The sequence below is a fragment of the Pseudomonas citronellolis genome (assembly GCF_900112375.1).
GTDB lineage: Bacteria > Pseudomonadota > Gammaproteobacteria > Pseudomonadales > Pseudomonadaceae > Pseudomonas > Pseudomonas citronellolis.
Genome location: NZ_FOLS01000003.1, coordinates 131,940 through 153,521, shown reverse-complemented (window position 1 = coordinate 153,521; position 21,582 = coordinate 131,940). Strand labels below are relative to the sequence as shown.

Sequence of the window (21,582 nt, the reverse complement as noted above, 5' to 3'; positions counted from 1 at the left end):
GCTGCGGGCGGGCGGATCAATCCAGCGCGCGCACCGCCACCTGCGCCTGCAGGCAGGCCAGGCGCTCGCGGTCGGCGATGCCGAAGTCGAACTGGGTCACGGCCAGGGCGGCCACCGCGGTGGCCTGGCGCAGCACCTGCGCGGCGGGCCGCCCGGCGAGCAGGCCATCAACCATCGCCGCCAGCAGCGAGTCGCCGGCGCCCACGGTGCTGGCCACCTCGACCTTCGGCGGCGTCGCCTGCCACAGCCCGTCCGGGCCGTACCAGCGCACGCCCTCGGCGCCCTCGGAGAGCACCAGGTGCTCGATGCCGCCGGCACGCAGGGCGCGGGCCTGGGCATCGGCGCCGCCCGCGCCCGCCGGGCCGCAGGCCTCGGCCAGCTCCTCGGCGTTCGGCTTGACCAGCCAGGGCCTGGCCGCCAGCCCCTGGCGCAGGGCCTCGCCGCTGCTGTCCAGGGCCACCCGCAGGCCCAGGCGCTTCAGGCGCAGCAGCAGCTCATACAGCCACTGCGGCTGCACGCCGCGCGGCAGGCTGCCGGCCACCACCACCAGGTCCTGATCGGCGGCCAGTTCGTCCAGGCCGTCCAGCAGACGCCGCTGGGCCTCGGCATCCACTTCCAGGCCGGGGCCGTTGAGGTCGGTGATGCGCCCGCTGCGCTCGGCCAGCTTGATGTTGCTGCGCGTCTCGCCCGGCACCCGGACGAAGGCGTCGCGGAAGCCGCGGCGGCGGAACAGCGCCTCGAAGGCCTCGGCGTTGTCGGCGCCGAGGAAGCCGCCCACGCTCAGCTCATGGCCGAGGTCGGCGAGCACCTGGGCGACGTTCAGGCCCTTGCCGGCGGCCTGGGCCAACACCGCCTCGCTGCGGTTCACCGCGCCCAGTTCCAGGCTCGGCAGGCGCACGGTGAGGTCCAGCGCCGGGTTCAGGGTGAGAGTGAGGATGCGGGCCATCAGCGCGCCTCCCCCAGGGCCCGCGCCACCAGGGCGCGGACCTCCGCCGCCGAGGCCAGGCCGAGGGCGGCGCCGGCCAGTTCGCGGGCCCGGCCCAGGTCCAGCTCGCGCACGCCCTGCTTCACCAGCGGGATGCTGCGCGCGGACACGCTCAGCTCGTCCACCGCCAGCCCCAGCAGGACCGGCAGCGCCTGGGCGTCGGCGGCCAGCTCGCCGCACACGCCCACCCACTTGCCGTGGGCATGGGCGGCGCGCACGGTCATGTCGATCAGTTGCAGCACCGCCGGGTGCAGGCCGTCGGCCTGGGCGGACAGCGTCGGGTGGCCGCGGTCGATGGCCAGGGCGTACTGCGTCAGGTCGTTGGTGCCGACGCTGAAGAAGTCCACCTCGCGCGCCAGCACCGGCGCCAGCAGCGCCGCCGAGGGCACCTCGACCATGATGCCCAGCTGCAGGTCGGCGCAGTCGTACTCCTCGCGCAGGGCCAGCGCCAGGTCGCGCGCCCGGCGCCATTCCTCGACCTGGCCGACCATCGGGAACATGATCCGCAGCGCCCGCCCGGCGGCCGCCTGCAGCAGGGCGCGCAGTTGCGTCTCGAAAATCTGCGGGCGCTGCAACGTCAGGCGGATGCCGCGCACGCCCAGGTAGGGGTTGGCCTCGGCCGGGATCGGCCAGTACGGCAGCGGCTTGTCGCCGCCTACGTCCAGGGTGCGCACCACCAGCGGGCGGCCGCCGAGGGCGTCGAGCACGCGGCGGTACTCGGCTTCCTGGGCCGCCAGGTCCGGCGCGCGCGGGCTGTCGAGGAAGACGAACTCGCTGCGCAGCAGGCCCACGCCTTCGGCGCCCAGTTCCACGGCCTGGGCGGCGCCGGCGCTGTCGCCGAGGTTGGCGCAGACTTCCACCGCATGGCCGTCGCGGGTGCGCGCCGGTTCATGCCGGCGCGCCTCGGCGAGGGCCTGGCGGCGCTGGTGTTCCTCACGCCGGCGCAGGGCCTGTTCCAGCACCTCGTCCGCGGGCGCCACCACGAAGCGGCCGCGCTCGCCGTCGAGCAGCAGCGGCGTGCCCGGCGGCAGCGCCAGCAGCCCTTCACCGGCGCCGACCAGGGCGGGAATGCCCAGGGCGCGGGCGATGATGGCGCTGTGCGAGGTAGCACCGCCGCGCACGGTGAGGATGCCGGCCACGCGCTCGGGGTCCAGGCGCGCCACGTCGGAGGGGCCGACCTCGTCCATCACCAGGATGTACGGCTGCGCCGGCTCGGCGGCCAGGCTCACCCCGCACAGGCGCGCCAGCACCCGGCGGCCAAGGTCGCGCAGGTCCGCCGCGCGCTCGGCGAGCAGGGCGTCGCCGAGGGCCTCCTGCTGGCTGGCGGCCCGTTCGATCACCGCGTGCCAGGCCGCTTCGGCGCTGGCGCCATCGGCCAGTTGCACGGCCACTTCGGCGCCCAGTTCGGGGTCATCGAGCAGGGCCTGGTGGGTGACGAAGATGTCGCGCACCGCCTTGCTGCGGCTGTGCTCCACCAGGGCCTCGATCTCCGTGGCGATGGCGGCCTTGGCCTCGGCCAGGCGCTGCGCCTCGATCTCGGGGGATTCGCCGCGGGCGGGGTACTGGAATTTCGGCTCCACCTGCAGGTGCGCCGGGCCGCTGGCGATGCCCGGGGCGGCGGCGATGGCATCCAGCCACTCGCCCCGGACCAGTTCGGGCAGGTGCGCTTCCGGCTCGGCCGGCGTCTCGGGCTCCACGGGCGCTTCCGTCAGCGGCAGGACGTCCTCGCCCAGGCCCTGCTCCACCGCCTCGCGTAGGGCCGGCAGGGCCGCCTCGGCGATCGCAGGTTCAGCGAAGAATTCCAGCACCTGGCCACGCCGCGCGCCCAGGCTGAGCAGCTTGCTCAGGCTGCGGATGGATACCGGCGCCGCCTCGCTGTCGGCGATGCGCACGCGGATTTCGCCGTCGAAGTCGCGGGCCATCTGCATCAGCACCTGCGACGGCCGCGCATGCAGGCCATGGGGGTTGGCCAGGGGCACGCGCAGGCTCGGCCAATCCACCGGCAGCTCGCCGCCCAGGGCCTCCAGCACGGCGCGTACCGAAGTCGCACGGGCCAGTTCGGCGCCGCGGCCGTCCACCAGCAGGTCGCACAGGCGCTCCAGCACAACGCACGCCGCATCGCCGCGCTCGGCCAGGCAGAACAGCCCGCGCAGGGGCTGGCCGGCGTGCTGCAGCTCGCGTTGCGGGGTGACGAAGGCCAGGCCGGGCCGGCTGACCTTCTCGCCGCCGCCCAGCCACCACAGGCCCTCGCCCAGCGGCAGCGCCTCGCCTTGCTGCAACGCGGCGAGGAAGCCGCTCTCCACGCAGCCGGCGACCTTGAGCCGGCGCGCGGCGAGCAGCAGCAGTTCGTCGAAGTCTTCGGCGCCCTGCCCCAGCGCCACCAGTTGCGCGTCCAGGGCCAGGGCTTGCGGGGCGCCGCTCAGGGCCTTCAGCAGTTGCTCGGCATCCTGCGCCTCGCGCAGCACCGCGCCGGTGTCGCCCTCGCCCAGGGCGCGGGTCAGCAGTTGCAGCAGGTTCAGGTGCTCGTCCGAGCGCGCGGCGATGCCGATGGCCAGGTAGACGATCTGCCCGTCGCCCCAGTCCACGCCGTCGGGAAAGTGCAGCAGGCGCACGCCGGTGCGGCGCACGAGGTCGCGGGTCTGCGGGGTGCCATGGGGGATTGCGATGCCCTGGCCGAGGTAGGTGGAGCCCTGGGCCTCGCGATCCTTGAGCCCGGCGAGGTAGCCCGGCTCGACCAGGCCGTCGGCCTCCAGGGCCTGGCAGAGCAGTTCGAGGGCGGCCGGCTTGTCCGCGGCCCGCTGTTGCATGCGGACCTGCTGCGCGGTCAGTTCGAGCACATCGTTCTCCTCAGCGGCTCGCCCGGGAGGAAAGCCGGGCTGCCGAAACGGGGCGGTTATCCGCTTGTTGGGGTGAACAGCGAGGCTGTCCCTGGTGACCAGCATAGTGGCCGCAGGCAGGGGGACAGCTTTTGCTGAATCGTTTCACCTATTGAGACTGGCACGTTACCCGATAATGCGTGATCCTTGGAAGCCTCCAGTTGTCAGTCAGCAGTGCCGGGGTATGTGTTGAAACTCAGTGATATCGCCCGTCTGGCCGGGGTCTCGGTGACCACGGCCAGCTACGTCATCAACGGCAAGGCCGTGCAGCGGCGCATCAGCGCGGCCACCGTGGAGCGCGTGCGCGCGGTGATCGAGGCCCACGGCTACCACCCCGACCAGCAGGCCGCCAGCCTGCGCCGCGGGCAGACGCGCACCCTCGGCTTCATCCTCCCGGACCTGGAGAACCCCAGCTACGCGCGCATCGCCAAGCTGCTGGAACAGGGCGCCCGCGCCCGCGGCTACCAGTTGCTGATCGCCTGCTCCGACGACGAGCCGGAGAGCGAGCGCCAGGCCCTGAACCTGTTCCGCGCGCGGCGCTGCGACGCCCTGGTGGTGGCCAGCTGCCTACCGGCCGACGACGACAGCCACCAGCTACTGCTGGACAAGGGCGTGCCGGTGATCGCCATCGACCGCCAGTTGGACCCACGGCGCTTCTGCTCGGTGGTCAGCGACGACCGCGACGCCGCCCAGCGCCTCACCGCTACCCTGCTGCAGCCCGCGCCGCGGCACATCGCCCTGCTCGGCGCGCGCCCGGAGCTGATCATCAGCCAGGAGCGCAGCGCCGGCTTCGAACAGGCCCTGCAGGGCTTTGGCGGCGAGCGCTTCATCGAACAGGGCGCCAGCTTCAGCCGCGAGTGCGGCCGCCAGTTGATGGAGGGCCTGCTGCAGCGCCTGGGCTACCTGCCGGACGCGCTGATCACCACCTCCTACGTGCTGCTCGAAGGCGTGTTCGACGTGTTCCAGGCGCTGCCCGGCGGCTGGCCGCGCGACCTGCGCCTGGGCACCTTCGGCGACACCCAGTTGCTCGACTTCGTGCCGCTGAAGGTCAACGCCATTTCCCAGCAGCACGCGCTGATCGCCGCCCGCGCCCTGGACCTGGCCCTGGAGGCCGTGGAACACGAGCACTACCAGCCCGGCGTGCACCCCATCCCGCGCACCCTCAAGCTGCGCGCCGGGTGACCGCCATGCGCCTGGTCGACACCCACAACCACATCGACTTCCCGGACTTCGACGCCGACCGCGCCGCCCTGCTGCAACGCTGCGCCGGGCTCGGCGTGGAGCGCCAGGTGCTGCTGGGGGTGTTCCGCGAGAACTGGGAAAGGGTGCTGCGACTGGCAGAGGAAAACGATTCGCTCTACGCCGCCCTGGGCCTGCACCCGATCTACCTGGCGCAGCACCGTCCCGAACACCTGCGCGACCTGCGCGAGCACCTGCAGCGCCTGGCCGGCCACCCGAAGCTGTGCGCGGTGGGCGAGATCGGCCTGGACTACTACCTCGAAGACCTGGACCGCGAGGCGCAGCAGGCGCTGTTCGAGGAACAGCTGCGCATCGCCATCGACTGCGAACTGCCGGTGCTGCTCCACGTGCGCCGCGCCCACGCCGCGATGATCGCCACCCTCAAGCGCTTCCGCCCGCCGCGCCGCGGCATCGTCCACGCCTTCGCCGGCAGCCGCGAGGAAGCCCGCGAATACATCAAGCTGGGCTTCCGCCTTGGTCTGGGCGGCGCGCCCACCTGGCCCCAGGCCAACCGCCTGCGCAAGACGGTGGCGGAACTGCCGCTGGAGTCGATCGTGCTGGAGACCGACGCCCCGGACATGGCCCCGGCGATGTTCCCCGGCCAGCGCAACAGCCCGGAGCACCTGCCGGCGATCTGCGAGGCGCTGGCAGCGTTGCGGGGGGTGAGTGCGGAGGAGTTGGCGGAGGCCAGTACGCGGAATGCGGGGGAGGTTTTCGGCTGGACGTAGGGCGTACAACCGTTCGCGGTTGTACGCCGATACATCAGGGCCACAGCCAACGCCAAGGTCAACCTCGGAGCCGCCGCGAATCAAGGCCAGACGGCGTATAACGCGGAGCGTTATACGCCCTACACCAGACCCACCCATAACGTAGGGCGGATAACCGTTCGCGGTTATCCGCCGTTACACCGAAGCCACAGCCAACGCCAAGGTCAATCCCGGAGCCGCCGGGAATCAAGGCCAGACGGCGGATAACGCGGAGCGTTATACGCCCTACGCTCCCGGCAACAGCCTTTTCACCGACAACCCGGCACCCGCGAGATGGGGAAGCATCCTTGCGCTCGCGCGGATGCCGGGCTGCTGGTGAAACCCTTTAGACCCTGAAGGCGCCGATCAGCCGCTTCAGTTCCACCACCTGTTCGGACAGCTCGCGGCTGGCGCGCTCGGTCTCGTTGGCGCCCAGGGCGGTGCGCTCGCCGGCCTGGTTGATCTGCACGATGTTCTGGTCGATGTCGTGGGCCACCGTGGTCTGCTGCTCGGCGGCCGCGGCGATCTGCTGGTTCTGGTCGACGATCATGCCCACCGCGCCGAGGATGTTGTCCAGCGCCTGCTGCACCTGCGCCGACTGGCTGACGGTGCCGTCGGCGGTCTGGTGGCTGCTGCCCATGGCCTTCACCGCGGCGCCCACGCCACTCTGCAGGCGCGAGATCATCTGCTCGATCTCCTCGGTGGACTGCTGGGTGCGCTTGGCCAGGGTGCGCACCTCGTCGGCCACCACCGCGAAGCCCCTGCCCTGCTCGCCGGCCCGCGCCGCCTCGATGGCGGCGTTGAGCGCCAGCAGGTTGGTCTGCTCGGCGATGCCCTTGATCACGTCCAGCACACGGCTGATGGAGGCGCTGTCGGCGGCCAGCTGGTTGATCACTTCCACCGACTGGTCGATCTCCGCGGCCAGGCGCTGGATGCTGCCCACCTGGGATTCCACCAGATCGCGGCCGCTGACCGTCTCCTGGTTCACGCTCTGCGCGCTGCCCACGGCGGCGGCGGCGCTGCGCGCCACTTCCTGGGCCGTGGCGGCCATCTGGTTCATCGCCGTGGCCACCTGCTCGATCTGGTCGCGCTGGCCGGCCACCGCCTGGTTGCTCTGCGCCGACACCACTTCCACGCGGCCGGTCTGCCGTTCCACCTCGGCCACGGTGCGGCCCACCTGCTCGATCAGGTCGTGCACGCGGCGTACCGTCTCGTTGAAGGCCTGGCCCAGCTCGCCCAGTTCGTCGCGGCTCTGCGCCTGGTAGTTGACCGTCATGTCGCCGGCGGCGACGCGCTCCATCATCGCGCCCAGGCTCTTGAGCGTGGAGCGGGTGGAGACGTAGAAACCGCCGTAGAGGTAGACGATGGCGAGGAACACCACCAGCAGCGCCACCACCAGCAGGACCATCTGCGCCTGCTTGCCGGTCAGGCGCTGCTCCAGCTGGCCGCCGAGGTAGCCGAGCACCTTGTCGTTGAGCTGGTAGGTCTTGTCCATGCCCTGGCTGATCTGGTCGTAGAACTGCGCCCAGGGCAGGTCGAGGGAGTCGGCCATCACCACCTTGTCCTCGATCAGCTTGCCCAGGCTCTTGAGCGTCTCGCGGCTGGCCTCGGCCTCGCCGGCCAGCGCCTGCTGCGCCGCGCTGCTGGCGCCCAGGGCCTCCTGCAGCTTCAGGGCGTATTCGGCGTGGAGCTTCTCCAGGTCCTGCAGCAGGTCGTCGAGCTTGCTGCTGGTGGAGGAATTGAGGAACCCCTGGCCCAACGCCGCGGTGCCCAGCACGCGGCCGCGGCTGATGGTCTCGGTGACCGCCGGGGTGACGCTGCTGATCAGGTCGGCCATCTGCCGCACTTCGGCGCTGTCGTCCTGGCTCAGCCCGGACTGCGTGGCCAGCAGCTTGTTGAAGATCTGCACATTGCTCAGCAGGCGCATGGCCATGCCGGCCTTGCTCTGCATCGAGCCTTCGGTCTCCACGGCCTTGAGGGCGGCGAGCAACTCGTCGCGCTTGGCGGTGAAGGCGGCCACCTGCTCGCTGTCCCGCGCCACCGGCTGCAGCGCCGAAAGCGCCGCGTGCAGGCGCTGCTGCAGCTGGCCGATGCGGCTGTCCAGGTCGCCGGTGGTGCGCGTCTGGCCGATGCCGATGTTGATCTGCAGGAGATCGTTGTAGGCCTCGACGTCGCGGCGGATCTGCATGCCCGAGGCGATCAGCTGCAGGCTCTGCAGCTCGGCGCGGGTGCTGACGAACTGGCGGTAGGAATCACGCACCAGGTAGAAGTTGGTCACCAGCATCGGCAGGAAGAAGAGCACGCTGATGAGGCTGAACTTCATGCCGAAGCTCAGGCGGTTCATCAGTGCGATAGCTGGATAGAGCACGGTCTTCACGTAAGACGTCTCCTGTTCCCGTTGTTGTTTTTGTGTGGGATGGCCGAGGCGGGCTATGAGCCCGCGCTTGGCGCAGGCTCCTGTGTACCCGATATCGGCGGGACGTTCTGTAACTTAAGGTTAAAACGCCATCAGTGGCGACGTGCGGTACTCAGAGGAAAATCGCGCACAGGGCGAAGGCCGCGTACCAGAACACCGCCGTGCGCACCAGCAGCTGCCAGAGCGCATCCAGGCTGGCCACCCCGGCCGGGCCGGGGGTGGCGTCGCACAGGTCCTCGCCGACGCAGGCGGCCAGGGCCAGCAGGCGCGCCGCCGGGAAGTCCCAGGCCAGCAGGTGGTGCAGCAGCACCCGGGCCACGGCGACGAAGTTGCCGACGAAGGCGAAGCTCAGCGCCAGGGCCCGCGCCGGCAACCAATCGAAGGCATGGCGCAGCAGCGCGGCCCGCTCGCCGAGGCCCGTGCCCCGCCCCAGGTGCACCTCGGTCAGCGACAGCAGGCGATAGGCCAGGGCCGCCGCCGGGCCCAGCAGGGCGTACCAGAAGATCACCGCGAAGAAGCCCTGGAAGGCCTGCCACACCAGCATGCCCTGGACCTGGGCGAACAGCTCGGCATCGGAATCGGCCTGCACGCCCAGGTCGCGCTCGGCGACGTGGTAGGCGCCCTGCAGGTCCTCGCGGCGCCAGGCGTCGCGGAACGGCCCCATGGCCTGGTGCACGTCGCCGCGGCCCAGGCTCCAGATCAGCACCAGCAGGTGCACCGGCAGCGCCAGCAGGCCGTAGGCCAGCGGCTGCAGCAAGGTCAGGATCAGCGCCAGCACCAGCAAGGGCCCGAGCAGGGCCACCAGCAGCGCCAGCCAGGGTCGCGCCGCCACGCCCGGCAACCCCTGCACCAGGCCCAGCCAGGCGAGCCAGGCACCATCCCTCTGCAGGCGCGCGCGCCAGCCGGAGAACTTCTCTACCAGCAGGGCCAGCAGCAGTACCAGGAAACTCATGTCGACTCCTTGCAGAGGGCGGCGAGGAAACGCTGCCAATCGAAAGCCGGGCCGGGATCGGTCTTGCGCCCCGGGGCGATGTCGCTGTGGCCCTGGATGCGCTCAGGGGTGATGGCCGGGTAGGCCCGCAGCAGTTGCCGGCCCAGCTCAGCCAAGGCGGCATATTGCGCATCGCTGTAGGGCTCATCGTCGGTGCCTTCCAGCTCGATGCCGATGGAGAAGTCGTTGCAGTTCTCCCGGCCGTCGAAGCGCGACACGCCGGCATGCCAGGCGCGGTCGTTGCAGGAGACGAACTGGAACACGCCGCCATCGCGCTCGATGAGGAAGTGCGCGGACACCGTCATCTGCGCGATGTCGGCGAAATAGGGATGCTCGTCGGCATCCAGGCGGTTCTGGAAGAAGCACTGCACCTTGCCGGTACCGAACTGCCCCGGCGGCAGGCTGATGTTGTGGATCACCAGCAGGGAGACCACCTCCCCTTCCGGGCGGGCATTGAAATTGGGCGAAGGACAGTGGCTGACGCCCTGGCACCAGCCGCTGCGGGGATCGAACTGCATAGGGGCTCCTTGATTGGGCCCACTCTAAAGCAGCTTGCGGCGGAAGAGAACGGCCGCTGCGGTGCGGGAGCGACAGTCTTGCCGACTGCGCCGAAGCGCTTTTCGTAGGAGCGAGCTTGCTCGCGAACCGTGTTTCCCGGGGGCGCTGGTGCGTTGGGTTGACTCCGCTCCCTCACCCCAGCCCTCTCCCAGGGGGAGAGGGGGCTTGTCCGTGCCGAGAGAAGGTCTGGCCTCAGCCGGTAGTCACCGTGCCAGCCGGCTGACTCAGGAACACCAGCGTCTGCCGAACAGTCCCCTCTCCCTCCGGGAGAGGGTTAGGGGGCCGCAGGCCTGCTAGCTCGATTCCAAGTCGTAGGGCGTATAACCGTTCGCGGTTATACGCCGCAGTCCTACGGGTTCGACGTGAGATACGGCATCCCCTGTAGGAGCGGGCCCTGCCCGCGATTCGCGCGCAGGGCGCGCTCCTACACAGTCCCAAGGAGGCGGCTGGCTCAGCCGTTCTTCAACCGCCGCAGGTTGCCGATCACCGACTCCAACGCCCGGTCGAACAGCAGCGCGTCATCCAGCAGCCGCACGGCGTTGCGGCGGAATTCCACGGCCAGGCCCATGCGGGTCTTTTCCAGCACCTTCATGCCGGTGCGGTTGACGAAGATGTAGCGGCCGGTCGGCTTGATCACCGCGGCCAGCTTGCAACGCAGCTTGTGCTCGGAATCCTCGAGGATTTCCACCCAACTGCCGACGCGCAACTCGTCGACCTTGCGCAGCGACTCGTCGTCGTCCGCCAGCAGTTCTTCCGGCTCCGGCACACGCTCCTCGCCGGGCGTCGCCAGGACGATTTCCTCCACCACGGCGACCATTTCCGGCTGGCTGCTAGCCTGGGCCGCAGGCGCCTCGACAGCCTCGTCGAGCAGCGGAATGCCATCGAGCAGGTCGTCGTCGGCCGCCGCTTCCTGCGCCTGCTTGAAGCGCTGGAAGGCCTGCACGTGCAGGCTCTCCAGGCGGCTGAAGAACTCGCCGGTGGAGAACGGATCGAAGGCCGCGCTGGTCAGGCCCTCGCGTAGCGACTTGAGCAGTTGCGGCACCATTTCCAGCAGGCGCGTGCGGGACTCCGGATCCTCGTGGGGCTCGACGCTCCAGATCAGGTCATCCATGGTCGCCACGGCGTCGCGCCAGGGTTGCGAGTCGCTGCCGTGCTTCAGGCAGGTCAGCAGCAGCACCTTGCTCCAGGCCTCGCGCAGCAGGCGCACCACCACTTCGGGCAGGGTGCGGCCGAACAGCCGCTGGTTGAGCACCTGCGCCACCTCGTGCCGAGCCGCGTCGGCGCGGGCTCGGCCTTCCTCGGCGTCGCGGGTGCGTTGTTCAAGCAGTTCGCTGCGGCGGCGTTCATCACCGGTGAAGGCGATGAAATCTTCCAGCAGCACGCCGAAGATCGCCGTGTCGTCGACGAAGTCGTTCAGCAGGCGCATCACCACCTGCTCGATCTTCTGGTACAGGCTGTCGCGCTGCAGGTCGGTCTGTTCCGCCCAGCCGAGCGCCGCCGAGGCGATCTCGTTGAGCAGGCGCCGGGCGGGGTGGTTGCCGCGGCTGAAGAAGGTCTTGTCCAGCACCGCGACCTTGAGCATGGGGATCTGCATGCGGCCGATCAGGGCCTTGAGCGAATCCGGCAGGTTGCGGTCGTCGAGGATGAACTCGAAGAGCATGGACACCAGGTTGATCACGTCCTCGTCGACCTGCCCCACCACCCGCGAGCGCCCGCTCTTGTGGCTGACGCGGGTGAGCAGGTGGTCCAGGTGGTGGCGCACGTCCACCTCGTCCATGCCTTGGGCCGGCAGGTGGTCCTGCAGGTGCGAGAGCAGGCGCATCAGGTCGTTGCTGGAAATCGGCACCGCGTCGGCGGGCACCTGGCGGCGCGCGGCCAGGCTGCCGCGAACCTGGGACATCAGCTCCTGCAGCGCGCCGAAGGCTTCCTGGCTCTCGGCATCCAGGTAGGCGCCGGAAGCGGCGGCCTGGGCGGCGGCACCGGCGTAGCCGGCGCTGGCCGGGGCCTCGGCGGCGGGACGCGGCGGGCGGCGCACGGGGGCGGACTTCAGCTCCGGCAGCACGCCATGGGTGACGAGAATCTCGTTGGCCTCGGCATACAGTTGCTCGAGCTCGGCAAGCACGTACTTCTCGAACAGCTTGAGGACGATCAGCTTGACCTTGATCTCCACGCCCAGGCCCTGGCAGGCCTCGAGGAAGGCCTCGCACAGCGGGCGCGGGCCGAGCGGGTTGGTCTTGTCCTCGACCTTGTTGCTGACCAGGGTGTTCAGGCGCGTGGTCAGGTGGCCCAGGGCCAGGCCGTCGCGGCTGAGCACCTTGCCGACCATGGCATCCATCGCCACGGTCTCTTCCAGTTCGTCGTTCTGCACCAGCGACAGGTTGTCGAATGAGACGGCGTCCAGCTGCGGCGCCTTGCCGATCTGGTACTGGTTGAGGTTGGCGAAACCTTCGAAGAATTTCTGCACGAAGCCGCGCTCGATGCCCTTGCGCTTCAGGCGCAGGTCGCGCATGGCCTCGAAGAAGGCGCTCTGCTCGGCGTTGCTGGTGGCGCGGTCGGCCATCTCGAAGAGGGTGTCGTCGGCATTGTCGAACAACACCTGCAGGGCCTGGCGCAGCTGCACCGAAGCCTTGTCACGGACGTTGACCAGCGCCGCGGGCAGGCGCCCGGGGATAGCAGTCGGCGACTGGCCCTGGGCCGCCTTGTTCAGCGGCACTACGTTCGCGTCGTTCTGCATTGCTAGTCTCCTGCCGCCAGGCCTGCCAAGGCCCGATGGCACCAATCAGGGGAGCGTCGTCCGTAACGTCAATCGACTGACGTCAAAATAGAAATATTCAGACTTATCTTATAGACAAGCATCAATCACAACCAGGGTCCTTAGAAGGCATTCTTGATGAAATTCACACAAGAACAGCCACCGTTCGTCCGACTCCCGCCGGCCGCCGCGGATGCACACGGCGGCCGCCGCGCCCCGTATAATCCCGCCACCGCGAATCAGGAGTCCGCCATGCCGAACCTCACCCTTGCCGACCTTTCCGGGGAAATCCAGGCCAACGTCCGCGCCGCCCTGGCCGAAGACATCGGCAGCGGCGACATCACCGCGCAGCTGATCCCCGCCGAGCGCGAGGCCCAGGCCCGCGTCATCACCCGCGAAGATGCCACCGTCGCCGGCTGCGCCTGGGTCGACGAGGTATTCCGGCAGATCGACCCCCGCGTGCAGGTGCAATGGCAGGTGCGCGACGGCGAGCGGGTCAGCGCCGACCAGACGCTGTTCAGCCTGCAGGGCCCGGCCCGCGCCCTGCTCAGCGGCGAGCGCAGCGCGCTGAACTTCTTCCAGCTGCTCTCCGGCACCGCCACCCGCGCGCGCCACTACGCCGACCTGGTGGAAGGCACCGGCGTCAAGCTGCTGGACACCCGCAAGACCCTGCCCGGCCTGCGCCTGGCGCAGAAGTACGCGATCACCTGCGGCGGCTGCCACAACCACCGCATCGGCTTGTACGACGCCTTCCTGATCAAGGAAAACCACATCGCCGCCTGCGGCGGCATCGCCCAGGCCATCGCCGAGGCCCGGCGCATCGCCCCGGGCAAGCCGGTGGAAATCGAAGTGGAAGACCTGGACGAACTGAACCAGGCCCTGGCCGCCGGCGCCGACATCATCATGCTCGACGAACTGAGCCTGGAAGACATGCGCACCGCCGTGCGGGTGACCGCCGGCCGCGCCAAGCTGGAAGCCTCCGGCGGGATCAACGAAAGCACCCTGCGCGGCATCGCCGAAACCGGCGTGGACTACATCTCCATCGGCACCCTGACCAAGGACGTCAAGGCGCTGGACTTGTCGATGCGGTTGAGCCTGTAACGGCGCGGCGGGTCAGATCAGCTCCACCAGGCCGATACGCTCGTCTTCCAGGCTCCTTTTCAATTGCTCTGCCGAATTGCAAAGAGCCTGGACGATCGCCTGGTTCGAACTGTTGCCCATCGCCAGCAGGATCACCTTGGGTGGATATCCCCAAGCTGCCTGCAAATCATGAAAGTCCTCGTCCTTGGTGACGATCACGTAGTCGTGCTGCTTCGCGTATTCCCATATCCGCCGGTCGCTTACCTGCTCGAGCCCGAGCAAGGCAACCTGGGAAGAGCCGGGAAAGTCCATTTCCAGGGAGGGCAACATGCGCCGGGAAAGATTCTCGTCCAGCAGCAGCTTCATGCCGCCTTGATCCAGGCCGAATGCTTCATGCGAGCCGCTGCGAAGGCCAGGCAAGCGAGAATGTCTTCACGCTCGAGCTCCGGGTAGTCAGCGATGATTTCTTCCGGGCTCATTCCGGCGGCCAGCCAGCTCAGGACATCCTCCACGGTTATCCGCAGCCCACGCACACAGGGCTTCCCGCCACGCTTGCCGGGCTCCAGGGTAATCCTCGACTCATCCGCCATGGCTCTGTCTCAGCTGAAAGGGTAACGACGTCCAACTATATCATCCGCTATGGCCATCGGTTTCTACCCTGGGCCAGCATGGGGCTGCTCGGCAATCAGGGGATACCAGCCTGCGACCAATAGCCAATACAGTCCGCGCCCTGCGCCAGGGCCTTCGGCTAGGCCCGGCGCGCCGCGGCGTCCAGCTCGGAAGCCAGGACGATGCGGTCGCGCCCCTGCCCTTTGGCCTCGTACAGCGCCTGGTCGGCCCGGCGCAGCCACTCGGTGGCGTCGGGCATGGCCGGATCGAAGCCGGCGACACCGATGCTGAGGCTGACGCGCAATTCCGGCACCCGCTCCCAGGCCTCCCCGGCCAACTCGCGGGACAGCCGCGCCAGAACCTCCCGCGCCGCCTCCGGCTGCAGCCCCGGCAGCAGCACGCAGAACTCATCGCCGCCATAGCGCCCGGCCAGGTCCTCGGCGCGCAGGTGGCTGCGCATGAACTCGCTGAGCCGACGCAACACCAGGTCGCCGATCACGTGCCCGTGGCGGTCGTTGGTGGTCTTGAAGTGGTCGACGTCGATCAGCGCCAGCGAAGCGGGCTGCTGCGCCTGCCGGCAGTGCTCGAAGGCCTGCTGCAGGCGCTCCTTCCAGTAGCCGCGGTTGAACAGCTGGGTCAGGCTGTCGGTACGGCTCAGGTCGCGCAGCGCCTTCTTGTGCCGCGACAGCTGGATGGCCAGGCGATAGAGCACCAGGCCGATGGTCATGGGGTGGATGACCAGCATGGGAATACAGGCATACAGCTCGGCCTGGGACGTATCAGGCGAGAAACCGAAGCCCAGCACCAAGCCGGACAGCAACATGCCGAGCGCCTGCAGCACGAACCCTTGGACCACGAACCGCGCCCCGCCCGCCGCGGTGTTGTTCATCGCCAGCATGGAAAGCATCATCACCGAGGGCAGCACGTTGAACTGGATGGTGGCGATCCAGAATCCGCCCATCAGCGAATCGAAGAGCACGAAATACCGCTCCAATTCCTTGGGCCGCGGCGAACGCGAAGTGATCTGGTAGGCCATCAGCGGCCACAGATAGCAGAACCACAGCAGCAGCCCCCACAGCCAAGGCGAATACCCCTTCCCCCAGAGCACGCCGGCGACACAGAAGAACCCCACGGCCAAACCCACCGCGCGCGGCAAAAGCACGCGCTGGGCATAGGAACGGCTGAACCTGGCGGACTCACTCGACTGCTTCACAGACCGCTCCCTTCCTCACCGAAAGCTTCCCTGGGCAGCGGGAGTATAGTCCGGCAAATGATGGCAGTTCGATAGCGCCCGAGCGGCAAGTACGGCGGTTTCGGAGCCGGAAAGCAAAAAGCCCCGCCGAAGCGGGGCCTTTGCCAGAGATGGTGCCGGTAAGAGGAATCGAACCCCCGACCTTCTCATTACGAATGAGCTGCTCTACCGACTGAGCTACACCGGCGGGCGGGGCGCTAAATTAACATCCGCTCATCTGGCAGGCAATCATCTGCCTACCTCGATTGCTCCGACCTCCTACAGGCCAACAGCGCATAGCTCATGGCGAGCATTACTTGGGGGAAAGCGTGGAACAGAACACCGTCCACCAGGGAAAGCACGAACAGCGAAATCACCAGGGCCGCGCCCAGCAGCCTTGCATCGCACGAATGCGCCGCGGCGATAGGACCGGGTAGATGTTTCAGCAGGCCGAACAACATACCTCCGCCGATCACCAGAACGCCCAGCCCGCCCCATTCCACCGCAACCTGCAATGGCCCATTGTGCGCCTGTACGATCGGCCAGTCCGGGAGCAACCTCCTGACCGCCCCCCCTCCCCAGCCAAACCAGGGACGCTCCAAGACATGAGTCCACAACTCCGACCAGATCAACAAGCGACTGGAGCTGAGGCGGTTAAGCGACTCCGCCGATTCGGAGCGAGCCAACGCCGCCATCCAGCCAAGGCCCGGGAAGTCGACAGGGAACAGCGCTGCCAACAGCAATGCCAGCAAAAAGCCGATCAACATCCAGGCTATCACCCGTCCCGAGCAGAACTTCCTCCCCAGCCAGAGGACGCCAGTTCCTCCGACCAGGCAGGCTATGAACGCACCGCGCCCACCGGACCACAGCAGAAGCCCCATGGCCACGACATAGGTCAGCCAAACCAGCCCCCGGGCAAGCCCCCTATAGCGCAACATCGCCCATATGCAGAGGACGATTGCCACGCACAGGAAGTAAGCAACATGTCGAATGTGATTGAACAATGGTGGCGAGCCAAACCAGTTGTATGCGCTCGGGTTATCCAGACGCAACCAAAGCGAAGCGATCGCCCCCAGACATAGAAAAACCATCAACACAATGGTCGCAACCACCCAATCCACTGCAGATGAGTCTTCTCCAAACCAACGACATAGGCAGATAGCAAAGGCGAGATGCCCCAGCACCTCGAATAGCCGCTGATCATTTACAGCAGGCGCCCCATCAATAGCGGCCAGGTGATCGGAAAGCGCCATCAGTACTGCTACCACCACCACCCAGGGCAGTATCAGGCGGGGCAGGGGGCCTGTGCCCCGAAAAACCATCAACCCCAGCAATACGATGGAAATCTCTAGAAAAAATACACTGTGGTGATATTCATCAAAAGAGCCAGAATTGCCCAGTATCAGCCAGAGTAAAAATACACAGACTGCCAAGCGAAACAACTGCACAGGTGAAAGGAAAAGCGACCGCCCCTCACGCCAGCCCAACACCCCAACCCAACTTCCATGCACCAACGCAAAATGCAAGAGCCGCCAACTATATAGTGTTTGCCCCTCCACAAGTAGCGGCACCACGCAAAACGAAAAGGACAGGAGTGGCAAGCCAAACGCTGCAATCTGGGAGCGCCTGGAGCATTCGACACGGGCCCAAGAAAGCGAAACCGCCAGCAACAACAATTGCACACTAGTGAACGGCAAGTAGTTGATCAGATCGATCGATGCCAGATAAAGCAAGTAAAACAAAACAACTAATACCGAAACACGACTTACCTGTTGTCGAGCCAAGCCAGCTCCCTGGAAGGCCAAGTCCATACTCTTCCTCTAATCAATGAACGTACTTCAGTCTGTAAGTAGCTATTTTCGAAATATCTTCATCCCGAGGCGTCCGCTGCTCGTAAGGCCTCCCCTGATCATCGAGCCCATAGGACAGATAACGCTTCTTCACCGGCTCGTACCAGGTAAGCCGATCCGCACAACGTAATCCGATATCCTTGGCGACCAACAACGCCGGCAAAGCGTCCTCCCGAAGACGCATACGCCCTTGAGAGTCGATCTCGTAGAAAGATGCTGCCTGCTGTACGACCGTCCCCTCGCTCAGGGTTCGGTAGTCGGCGGCTGCCTCCAAGCGGATGCCAGTCTCTACGATCACGCAAGGATCACGTGCCACTATATTGAAATCATCACCAGCAGCATATCCTTCTATCGCCCGCTTGAGGTCCAGCAGGGAAACCTGCTGGTTGCGACTCCCAGCCGCATCGAGCGGCTCACCGCCAACGAACTGCGTAGCGGCCAGCACTATGCGGTTCTGCCATTCGCTGAGCAGATTCACGCCGTGCCCATACCCTTGGACAGGCACTGGATGTCCATCCAATTCGATCGTTGCCTCCAGCTCCCCCAGCCCTTCACCATGATCGGAAACAACGACCACGAGCGCATTGTCCAACACGCCTTTGCGGCGCAACTGCTCCATGAGTCGTCCAACCTGCGCATCCACCGCAGTCAACGCCTCGAGATGCTTCACCAGGATGGGATTACTGCCCTGCACCTTCATACGAGCATGCCGGGTCTTGAAGGGGAAGTGTGCAGACTCGAAATGAACAGCAAGAAACAGCGGCTTATCCGGCTCCGCGGCTGCCGCAACGGCATCCACGAAACCATCCGCCGAATAATTGGCAAAAGCGGCGGTATTTATATAGGAGTAAGGAAGCAGAAACCCACCGAGCCGAGTCTGCAGCAACAGATTGCTTAAGGGCGTATCACTGGCCGACTGGAGCAGAAAGTCCAGAACCCCAGGGCGAGGCCCCACTACCTCGTCAAAACCGAAGCTTTCATCAATGTTCGAGAAACGTCGCTCATCGATACCAAAAACCGTCCGGTACCCCAGCCCCCGGAGGACTGAAGGCAACAAGCCGGCTCGCGACACATGGTCCATGTTGCGCAGGTTGAAAAAGGCGCCATTCTCTGCAGGAAGCCGCCCACTCAGCAGCGTGACCCAGGCCGGAAACGTCCGCCCCAAGGGCGTATAGGCTTTCGTATAGTACTGAGCGTGCCGGGTAGCCTCTGCCAGATTGGGCAACAGCAAAAGATTCTGTTCGAAAACTCGAGCAGAAAGAGAGTCGACCCCCAAGATTATTATATTCCGCCCTGTTTCGGGCGCCTTCGTTGCAGACGAACCGATGCTGCCTATACCGAAGAGCAGGATCAGCAGGGAAGCTATCAGTCCATATACCTTTAGGCGTGCGGCGCCCGCCCGCCGGAACAGAACAATACAAAAGCCGATTACAGATACGACTGCCAGAATTTTTCCAAGCAGCGGAGAACTCAATACGGAAAACGGGACAGAATAGCTCGACAGGGGAAAAAGCCAAGCATTCACAGCGACCAGTAGCCCCCAACCAAACAGCAGGACACAAGCCTCCAGCAGAAGACCCGATGCCTCAAAAGCCCGCCCCAATGCGCTCGCCATCCAACGCAAGAGAGCCAACCATAAAAAACACAAGAGCACATTTACAAAAACAAAGTAAATCGCTCCCCAAACAATTGCCGGTGTAACTAATGCCCGATCTAACAGCGAGCGTATCTGTGGCTCACTTATCGAAAGCGAGCCGGGCTCTAGCAACAAAGGCATAAAGTAAAGAGCTACAAAAAGTCCATGCAGGATTCTCTTCCAGTAGTTCACCCCTTCTCCTGTAGCAAAGCGTCTTCCAGCAATTTCCAAAAAAAACGCCCTGCAATGCAGGGCGCTTATAGAGAACTGCTAACTAATTAGCGGCACTCAGCGGGCACGTATTTGGCTGCGGTAGTAGTAGCGCAAGTCCAGGTAACCGGGCCACCAGAGACTTGGGCCGGGGTCAAGGTAAAAGCAACGTTCTGCGCGGTAGCATCCATGAGCACGGAGATTTGACCAGTAGTAGCAGTACAAGTGATCGACGACACATGACCACCAGCAGTGGTATTCGCGCCGGCACAACGGTCGGTAGTGGTCGGATCGTTAGCCATGTTCTCGGCAACGGTAGTCTTGACACCACTTGCCAGGCTCAGACCTTCGGAAACGCGAGCGCGGACGGTATAGTCCTGATAGGCCGGCAGGGCGATGGCAGCCAGGATACCGATGATCGCTACGACGATCATCAGTTCGATGAGGGTGAAGCCTTTCTGAGCGTTCATGCAACTCTCCTTGAGTAGGGTAGCGGTCCTAGGACCTAAAATTCCTCAAGCACAGGTCGTGCCAATATTCTTACGCCAAGAATGGACATTTCGCACGCATAATTCAGGAATAGGCAACCGCAATCAGGCAACAACTGACAAAAAACGGCACGCCCGGGACGCACATTTGGCACTAGGAAGGCGGTGCGTTATAAGGCCTAGTGAATCCTTCTTTCGGCCCATACCTACATGAACGATCAAGTCGTGCTTTCCGGCCTCGCACGCCAGTTAGTGATTGCCGAACTTCTTGACGAGAAAAGCGCCCAGCAGGCGCAACAGCAGGCCCAGCGCAACAAGCTTTCGCTGGTGACCTACCTGGTACAGAACAAGCTGGTGAAAAGCCGGCCCCTGACCGAACTGGCGGCGGACCAGTTCGGCGTGGCGTTCTGCGACCTGAGCTCGATAGACAAAGAAGGCATCCCGAAAGAGTTGATCAGCGAGAAACTGGTCCGCCAACACCGAGTCATTCCCCTCTGGCGCCGCGGCAACAAATTGTTCGTCGGCCTTTCCGACCCAACCAATCATCAGGCCATTACCGATGTCCAGTTCAGTACCGGCCTAACCACCGAAGCCATCCTGGTCGAGGACGATAAGCTCGGCGATGCCATCGAAAAACTCTTCGAGAGCGCTACTGGCGGGCTGGACGATCTGGGCGATGTAGACCTGGATGGTCTGGACATAGAAAGCGGCGATGCTGAGCGTAAGGAAGAAGCCATTGGCGGTGATGCCGACGATGCGCCAGTGGTGCGCTTCGTCAACAAGATGCTGCTGGATGCCATCAAGGGTGGTTCATCAGACTTGCACTTCGAGCCCTACGAGAAGATCTATCGAGTGCGCTTCCGTACCGACGGCATGTTGCACGAAGTCGCCAAGCCACCGATCCAATTAGCCAGCCGTATTTCCGCACGCCTAAAGGTAATGGCTGGTCTGGATATCTCTGAACGGCGCAAACCCCAGGATGGGCGCATCAAGATGCGCGTGTCCAAGAGCAAGTCCATCGATTTCCGCGTCAATACCCTGCCCACACTGTGGGGTGAGAAGATCGTAATGCGGATCCTCGATTCGGCCAGCGCGCAGATGGGCATTGACGCTCTTGGCTATGAAGATGCGCAGAAGCAGCTCTATCTGGAGGCCCTGAAACAACCGCAGGGCATGATCCTAGTGACTGGCCCGACCGGCTCCGGCAAAACGGTGTCTCTCTATACCGGCCTCAATATCCTCAATACCCCGGACATCAATATCTCCACAGCCGAAGATCCGGTGGAGATCAACCTGGAGGGCATCAACCAAGTCAACGTCAATCCCCGCCAGGGAATGGATTTCGCCCAGGCATTGCGCGCGTTCCTACGCCAGGATCCGGATGTGATCATGGTCGGGGAGATTCGCGACCTGGAAACCGCCGAGATCGCCATCAAGGCCGCGCAGACCGGCCATATGGTGATGTCCACCCTGCATACCAACAGCGCAGCGGAAACCCTGACGCGCCTGCTGAACATGGGTGTGGCCTCCTTCAACCTAGCCACTTCCACCAACCTGATCATCGCCCAGCGCTTGGCACGCAAGCTCTGTCCACATTGCAAGAAGGAACACGATGTTCCTGCCGAAACCTTGCTTCACGAAGGATTCCCAGAAGACAGGATCGGCAGCTTCAAACTCTACGCCCCGGTGGGGTGTGAAAATTGCAAGAACGGCTACAAGGGCCGCGTGGGTATTTATGAAGTGGTTAAAATCACGCCGGCGCTGCAACGGATTATCATGGAAGAAGGCAACTCCATTCAGATCGCGGAGCAAGCCCGCAAAGAAGGCTTCAATGACCTGCGCACCTCGGGCCTGCTCAAGGCCATGCAAGGCATTACCAGCCTCGAGGAAGTCAACCGCGTGACCAAGGATTAAT

The 21,582-nt window shown here is 65.4% G+C and carries 16 protein-coding genes and 1 tRNA gene; 4 read left to right on the top strand and 13 right to left on the bottom strand.

What is annotated here, in order from left to right; genetic code table 11:
* Positions 1-16: 16 nt before the first annotated feature.
* Positions 17-946, bottom strand: a complete 930-nt coding sequence (gene pfkB, locus BM060_RS04180) for a 1-phosphofructokinase (protein WP_074977537.1) — start codon at positions 944-946, stop codon at positions 17-19.
* Complete coding sequence (gene ptsP, locus BM060_RS04175) at positions 946-3,822, bottom strand: phosphoenolpyruvate--protein phosphotransferase (protein WP_074977535.1); 2,877 nt, start codon at positions 3,820-3,822, stop codon at positions 946-948. The genes pfkB and ptsP overlap by 1 nt, the downstream gene beginning before the upstream one ends.
* 228 nt (positions 3,823-4,050) lie before the next feature.
* On the opposite strand from ptsP, the gene cra reads away from it, so the two are divergent.
* The gene (gene cra / locus BM060_RS04170) at positions 4,051-5,043 is read left to right on the top strand and encodes a catabolite repressor/activator (protein WP_043272548.1); all 993 of its coding nucleotides are present in this window, start codon (positions 4,051-4,053) and stop codon (positions 5,041-5,043) included.
* 5 nt (positions 5,044-5,048) lie between these two features.
* A complete protein-coding gene (locus BM060_RS04165) occupies positions 5,049-5,828 on the top strand; it encodes a TatD family hydrolase (RefSeq protein ID WP_074977532.1) in 780 nt (259 codons plus the stop codon).
* A gap of 364 nt (positions 5,829-6,192) precedes the next feature.
* Here the strand turns inward: BM060_RS04165 and BM060_RS33645 are convergent, their stop codons facing one another.
* The 4 genes from BM060_RS33645 to BM060_RS04145 form a co-directional block, all read right to left on the bottom strand.
* Positions 6,193-6,897: a methyl-accepting chemotaxis protein gene (locus tag BM060_RS33645; protein WP_370311529.1), complete on the bottom strand. Its 705-nt coding sequence runs from the start codon at positions 6,895-6,897 to the stop codon at positions 6,193-6,195.
* A 1,477-nt stretch (positions 6,898-8,374) separates the two neighbouring features.
* On the bottom strand, positions 8,375-9,214 hold the full coding sequence (ampE, locus tag BM060_RS04155; RefSeq protein WP_074977528.1) for a regulatory signaling modulator protein AmpE: 840 nt from the start codon (positions 9,212-9,214) through the stop codon (positions 8,375-8,377).
* On the bottom strand, positions 9,211-9,771 hold the full coding sequence (gene ampD, locus BM060_RS04150) for a 1,6-anhydro-N-acetylmuramyl-L-alanine amidase AmpD (RefSeq protein WP_074977527.1): 561 nt from the start codon (positions 9,769-9,771) through the stop codon (positions 9,211-9,213). Before ampD ends, ampE begins: the two co-directional genes overlap by 4 nt.
* Before the next feature lie 491 nt (positions 9,772-10,262).
* A complete protein-coding gene (locus BM060_RS04145; protein ID WP_074977525.1) occupies positions 10,263-12,545 on the bottom strand; it encodes a DUF1631 domain-containing protein in 2,283 nt (760 codons plus the stop codon).
* A 270-nt stretch (positions 12,546-12,815) separates the two neighbouring features.
* Between BM060_RS04145 and nadC the strand changes: the two genes are divergently transcribed.
* Positions 12,816-13,664: a carboxylating nicotinate-nucleotide diphosphorylase gene (gene nadC / locus BM060_RS04140; RefSeq protein WP_074977523.1), complete on the top strand. Its 849-nt coding sequence runs from the start codon at positions 12,816-12,818 to the stop codon at positions 13,662-13,664.
* Positions 13,665-13,676: 12 nt separating this feature from the next.
* Here nadC and BM060_RS04135 read toward each other — a convergent pair whose 3' ends face one another.
* From BM060_RS04135 to BM060_RS04105, 7 genes are all read right to left on the bottom strand, one after another.
* Entirely contained in the window at positions 13,677-14,009 is a 333-nt protein-coding gene (locus BM060_RS04135) for a DUF5615 family PIN-like protein (RefSeq protein WP_074977521.1), read from the bottom strand.
* Positions 14,006-14,233, bottom strand: coding sequence for a DUF433 domain-containing protein (locus BM060_RS04130; RefSeq protein WP_074977519.1), 228 nt, complete (start codon positions 14,231-14,233; stop codon positions 14,006-14,008). The genes BM060_RS04135 and BM060_RS04130 overlap by 4 nt, the downstream gene beginning before the upstream one ends.
* A 158-nt stretch (positions 14,234-14,391) precedes the next feature.
* Positions 14,392-15,465 carry a diguanylate cyclase gene (locus BM060_RS04125; protein WP_074977517.1) on the bottom strand — a complete coding sequence of 358 codons (1,074 nt, stop codon included), beginning with the start codon at positions 15,463-15,465 and terminating at the stop codon, positions 14,392-14,394.
* A gap of 150 nt (positions 15,466-15,615) precedes the next feature.
* Positions 15,616-15,691, bottom strand: a tRNA-Thr gene (locus tag BM060_RS04120).
* A 49-nt stretch (positions 15,692-15,740) separates the two neighbouring features.
* Positions 15,741-17,267: an O-antigen ligase family protein gene (locus tag BM060_RS32045; RefSeq protein ID WP_159458808.1), complete on the bottom strand. Its 1,527-nt coding sequence runs from the start codon at positions 17,265-17,267 to the stop codon at positions 15,741-15,743.
* Positions 17,268-17,307: 40 nt separating this feature from the next.
* Positions 17,308-19,161, bottom strand: a complete 1,854-nt coding sequence (locus BM060_RS04110; protein WP_083426721.1) for a sulfatase-like hydrolase/transferase — start codon at positions 19,159-19,161, stop codon at positions 17,308-17,310.
* Positions 19,162-19,247: 86 nt separating this feature from the next.
* Entirely contained in the window at positions 19,248-19,649 is a 402-nt protein-coding gene (locus tag BM060_RS04105) for a pilin (RefSeq protein ID WP_074977511.1), read from the bottom strand.
* Positions 19,650-19,877: 228 nt separating this feature from the next.
* On the opposite strand from BM060_RS04105, the gene pilB reads away from it, so the two are divergent.
* Positions 19,878-21,581, top strand: coding sequence for a type IV-A pilus assembly ATPase PilB (gene pilB / locus BM060_RS04100; RefSeq protein WP_074977509.1), 1,704 nt, complete (start codon positions 19,878-19,880; stop codon positions 21,579-21,581).
* Position 21,582: the final 1 nt, after the last annotated feature.